The 5,047-nt window shown below is 44.3% G+C and carries 4 protein-coding genes; 3 read left to right on the forward strand and 1 reads right to left on the reverse strand.

All coding sequences use genetic code 11. From position 1 onward, the window contains the following. The first annotated feature begins 422 nt into the window (after nucleotides 1–422). Nucleotides 423–947 carry a hypothetical protein gene (locus tag AC25Y1_RS19200; RefSeq protein WP_488149623.1) on the forward strand — a complete coding sequence of 175 codons (525 nt, stop codon included), beginning with the start codon at nucleotides 423–425 and terminating at the stop codon, nucleotides 945–947. Nucleotides 948–969: 22 nt separating this feature from the next. On the opposite strand, the gene AC25Y1_RS19205 is transcribed toward AC25Y1_RS19200, so the two are convergent. Continuing rightward, nucleotides 970–2,055 (reverse strand): glycosyltransferase family 2 protein, encoded by a 1,086-nt coding sequence (locus tag AC25Y1_RS19205; RefSeq protein ID WP_488149624.1) that lies wholly within the window; start codon nucleotides 2,053–2,055, stop codon nucleotides 970–972. Nucleotides 2,056–2,193: 138 nt separating this feature from the next. On the opposite strand from AC25Y1_RS19205, the gene AC25Y1_RS19210 reads away from it, so the two are divergent. Together AC25Y1_RS19210 and AC25Y1_RS19215 are read left to right on the forward strand one after the other, a co-directional pair. Further along, complete coding sequence (locus AC25Y1_RS19210; protein WP_488149625.1) at nucleotides 2,194–3,612, forward strand: NAD-dependent succinate-semialdehyde dehydrogenase; 1,419 nt, start codon at nucleotides 2,194–2,196, stop codon at nucleotides 3,610–3,612. Nucleotides 3,613–3,649: 37 nt separating this feature from the next. Continuing rightward, entirely contained in the window at nucleotides 3,650–4,624 is a 975-nt protein-coding gene (locus tag AC25Y1_RS19215; protein WP_488149626.1) for a quinone oxidoreductase family protein, read from the forward strand. The last annotated feature ends 423 nt before the right edge of the window (nucleotides 4,625–5,047 follow it).

Below are 5,047 nucleotides of genomic sequence, written 5' to 3' on the forward strand. Positions count from 1 at the left end.
GCTCCAGTAGCTCCAGTTGCTCCAATAGCCCCAGCTTCACCTGTTGCTCCAGTTGCTCCGGTTGCACCAGTAGCACCGATTGCGCCAGCTTCACCCGTCGCGCCAGTAGCTCCAATAGCCCCAGCTTCACCGGTTGCTCCAGTTGCGCCAGTTGCTCCAATATCACCTGCTTCACCTGTTGCTCCGGTTTCACCAGTAGCACCAGTAGCTCCGGTTGCGCCAGTAGCTCCAATAGCCCCAGCTTCACCGGTTGCTCCAGTTGCGCCCGTCGCTCCAATAGCCCCGGCTTCACCAGTTGCTCCAGTTTCGCCCGTCGCTCCAATGGCCCCGGCTTCACCAGTTGCTCCAGTAGCTCCANAGTTGCGCCCGTCGCTCCAATAGCCCCGGCTTCACCAGTTGCTCCAGTTTCGCCCGTCGCTCCAATGGCCCCGGCTTCACCAGTTGCTCCAGTAGCTCCAGTTGCTCCAATAGCACCTGTTTCACCTGTAGCACCAGTTTCGCCCGTAGCTCCGATTGCGCCAGCTTCACCCGTCGCGCCAGTAGCTCCAGTTTCGCCCGTTGCACCAATAGCTCCAGTTTCTCCCGTAGCACCAGTTGCGCCCGTCGCTCCAATGGCCCCGGCTTCACCTGTTGCTCCAGTAGCGCCAGTTGCACCAATCGCCCCGGCTTCACCTGTTGCTCCAGTTGCGCCCGTCGCTCCAATAGCCCCAGTAGCTCCTGTTACCCCGGTAGCACCAGTAGCTCCAGTTGGCCCAGGGCACCCTCTAGGTCCTCTTGGCCCAACCTCACAGCAACAAGGTGAATCGCAGCAGATATCACAAAAATTACGATGTGGAAAATGTCTATTATTAAAAATCATATTTTCACCTCCATTCTTTTCTATCGTATTCATGAAAAGAGTGAAGGCTTGGACAAATAACTACTTGTCCGCAAATATTGAGTTTTAGAGTCAATCTATGAAAGTCGACTTTATGTCTTTTTAATCCTCTTCTCAAACAACTTTTCAAAGTATTTTTGATTTCGAAGAATGGATTCATGCTGCGGTCTATACGCTCGCGCACGTTCGTTATGTGCATGCGCTTCATCGAATTGTTGTAAACGATCGTATAGGACGCATAGTTGTAGATGTGGTAACCATGTAGAAAATGTTGTGTTTTGAAAACTTTGCTTCTCATCGCTTTTATAAAGTAGTGCTTGATGATACCAATACATGGCCTCTTGATTTTTATGTTGTGCCATGAAATGAAAGCCAAGACGGCAACAAGCTTCCGGACGAGGAACATCGTACATAAGTGAACGTAAAATGGAACTAAGCTTTTCCTCTTCATTCTCAAGCGTTTGATAACAATCCGCTAGATTAAAACAGGCTCTGATATTATCTTCCACCCAACCAAGTTTTGAAGATAAGAATGTTTCATAATAATGCACAGCCTCTTCATAGTGACCGTGATCCTTTAATTCATTGGCAAAATAGAAAGTATCTCGAGGAGAAAGTGTTTCTCCTGATTTCACTAAGTTTTGATAGATTTTTAAATTTCGGTCGCTATCATGACTTAACGGAATATGAGTAACCGCAGCATCACTATAGACCAAATTTCCATACACAGAAAGATATTCATGGACAGCACCTATCCACATAAAATTTCTTTCTCTTTTTACTAACCGGTATCTTCGAAGAAGGGAATTTACATTTGCTTCTTCGTCAAAACTTAAGTGATAATTCATCGAAACTGCGTCGGTGTCTGGTTCTAGTTTCTTTTTCAACGCTTTAAATTTATCTATGTCCTCTGCCGTAAAAATATCATCTGCGTCCAACCAAAGAATATATTGCTTTGTTGCTTGTTGAAACGAAAAATTCCGCGCAGCTGCAAAATCATCTATCCATTCAAAGTCAAAAATTCGATCTGTATACTTAGCGACGATTTCCTTCGTGCGATCAGTAGATCCTGTATCGACGATATTGATCTCATCTACTAAATCACTCACCGAATCCAAACATCTTCCAATGACATCTTCTTCATTTTTAACAATCATGCATAAGCTTATGGTGATCATTTTATCCCTCCAAACATTTCTACTATATATATGCAACCCGGGTTCAGTTGAAGGGGGCAAAGGCTAGTAGAAGTGTGATAATATGAAAGAAATAGTAAACTTCATTGCATAGTAAACCTAAAGAAGGAGTGATGACATATGGAAAATTATAAAATGATGATAAATGGAGAGGAAATTGGTGAGGGGCTGCCTACTGTAAAGGTTGAAAATCCAGCAACGGGTGAAGTAATCGCAACAGTACCAAAGGGCGGCGAGAAAGAAGCGGCTATGGCAATAGATGCTGCATATGAAGCTTTTCCTGAGTGGTCTGCGCGTTCGGCATATGAGCGCAGTGCCTTATTACAAACTTGGCATGAGTTAATCAAAGAACAAGCTGAAGATTTAGCAGAAATGATGACTCAGGAGCAAGGAAAACCGCTTGCTGAAGCAAAGGGTGAAGTTGCGTACGCAAATGGATTCATATCTTGGTATGCCGAAGAAGGCAAACGAATCTACGGAGAATCGATCCCTGCCACGGGACAAAACAAGCGATTATTTGTCCACAAACAACCTGTCGGGGTAACCGCAATCATTACACCATGGAATTTTCCAGCAGCCATGATCACCCGAAAAGTTGGGCCAGCACTGGCTGCAGGTTGTACAGTGATGATCAAACCCGCAAATTTAACGCCGATAACAGCGATTAAACTCGTACAATTAGCCGAGCAGGCGGGGATTCCAAAAGGTGTCATAAATGTTGTCACAGGCGATTCAAAAGCAATTGGAGAAACTTGGCTCGCGGATACGCGTGTTCGAAAACTTACTTTTACGGGATCCACAGAAGTAGGGAAAGGGTTAATGAAAGGTGCCGCGGATACAGTGAAGAAGATTTCACTTGAACTCGGCGGTCATGCACCGGCCATTGTGATGGAAGATTGTGATCTAGATAAGGCGGCAGAGGGTGTGCTCGCAGCAAAATTCCGAAATGCGGGTCAAACTTGCGTCTGTGTGAATCGAGTCTATGTTCATGAATCAATTGCGGAGGCCTTTACGAAGAAACTCGTTGAAAAAGCAAGTGCCCTGAAAGTGGGAAATGGTCTAGAAGATGGGATTGATATCGGTCCATTAATCAACGAAGCAGCTATTGAAAAAGTTAAAAGACATGTTGACGATGCGATAGAAAAAGGTGCACAAGTCGAACTTGGTGGAAATTCAAAAGGCGGTCTCTTCTATGAACCTACTATATTGACTGGCGTAACTGACGACATGATCTGCATGACGGACGAAACATTCGGTCCAGTCACACCGATTACGACCTTCAAAACTGAAGAAGAAGCAATTAGCCGTGCAAATGATTCCATTTACGGACTTGCAGCCTATGTATTTACAGAAAACATTACAAAAGGAATCCGCATTTCCGAGCAACTGGAATACGGAATCGTCGGCTTAAACGATGGCGTCCCGTCCACACCGCAAGCGCCATTCGGCGGATTTAAACAAAGTGGACTTGGAAGAGAAGGCGGTCACCAAGGAATGGACGAGTATTTGGAAGTGAAATATATTTCACTTGGATTGTAACGAATCGACATTATGGAGGGGAAATTAAATGAGTTTGATGAAAGCTATTCGATTTGAAGAATACGGTGGACCCGAGGTTTTAAAGTATATTGATGTTGATATCCCAGAAATAGGTGATCGTGAAGTATTGGTTAGCGTGAAAGCAATTGGTGTTAACTATGCTGATATAGCGCGCCGGGAAGGGAAGTATGTGGTGCCAACTGAATTGCCGTTTATTCCAGGCGCTGAAATTGCCGGTGAAATTGTCGCTGTAGGCGCAAACGTCACACAGTTCATACCCGGTATGCGTGTTGTTTCTCTCATTGAATCGGGGGCATATGCAGAATTTGCGAAAGTGCATGAATTGGCATTAGCACCCATTCCGAAAGGTGTTGAATACACCGATGCGGTTGCACTACCGCTTCAAGGACAAACCGCCTATCATATTTTAACGACCATGGGCAGACTGGAAAAAGGAGAAACTGTTCTTGTTCATGCCGCAGCAGGGGGTGTAGGTGCAATTTCAGTGCAACTGGCCAAATTATTTGGCGCTGGAAAAATCATTGCAACAGCTAGCAGTGCTGACAAACTAGCTCATGCAAAAAGCTTAGGCGCAGATCACCTCATCAACTACACAGAAGAAAATTGGGAACAACAAATTCTTGACCTAACAGATGGAAAAGGGGTCGATGTCGCTCTGGAAATGGTCGGCGGGGAAGTTTTTGATAAAACAGTGGCATGTCTCGCCCCGTTTGGCAGATTAGTCATATTCGGTGCGGCAAGTGGAGAGCAAGTTCAATTTTACCCGGCACAATTAATGCGTCGCAATCAATCAGTCATTGGTTTCTTCTTGCCGCAAATCGTGAATAAACCAGAACTATATCAAAAGAGTTTCAAAGAGTTACTTCACTATATTGATAGTGGTGAACTCGAACTGACAATCGGTGGCACATATAATTTAGAAGATGCAGCCGAAGCCCATCAAGCACTTCAAGGGAGAAAAACCATGGGGAAACTAGTACTTATTCCATAGGATACGCATCAAAAATAGTAGCATAAATCGAGGAAGTACATCATGTACTTCTTTTTTGATGAAAAAGATATCATTCGTATCGCCTATCATTGCTCTCGTAACGAAGCAGCTTGGACTTGAAAAATGCTCGAATCATCACGTAATCAAAAACTCAGCAAAATAGAAAATGGCTGAGTTTTTATACATTCTTTTATCTTCTCTTTTTCTTTGCCGGCTTTAACACAGTAGAATTTAGAATAAGATTTAACAGCTTAGGGCAGAAGTCCTCCACTTCTAAACGTTAAGGTGTGGCAACACCAGTGAAAGTGGGGGATGAATGCTTGCTTTAGAAAAGTAAAACTTAATAGGGGGAACGCTTGTTTCAAATGTGTTATAATAGGTTGTAAGAATATTCAACTACATCTAATTGGAGGCGAAGAAATG

This window comes from Sporosarcina sp. Y1009, from assembly GCF_057669865.1.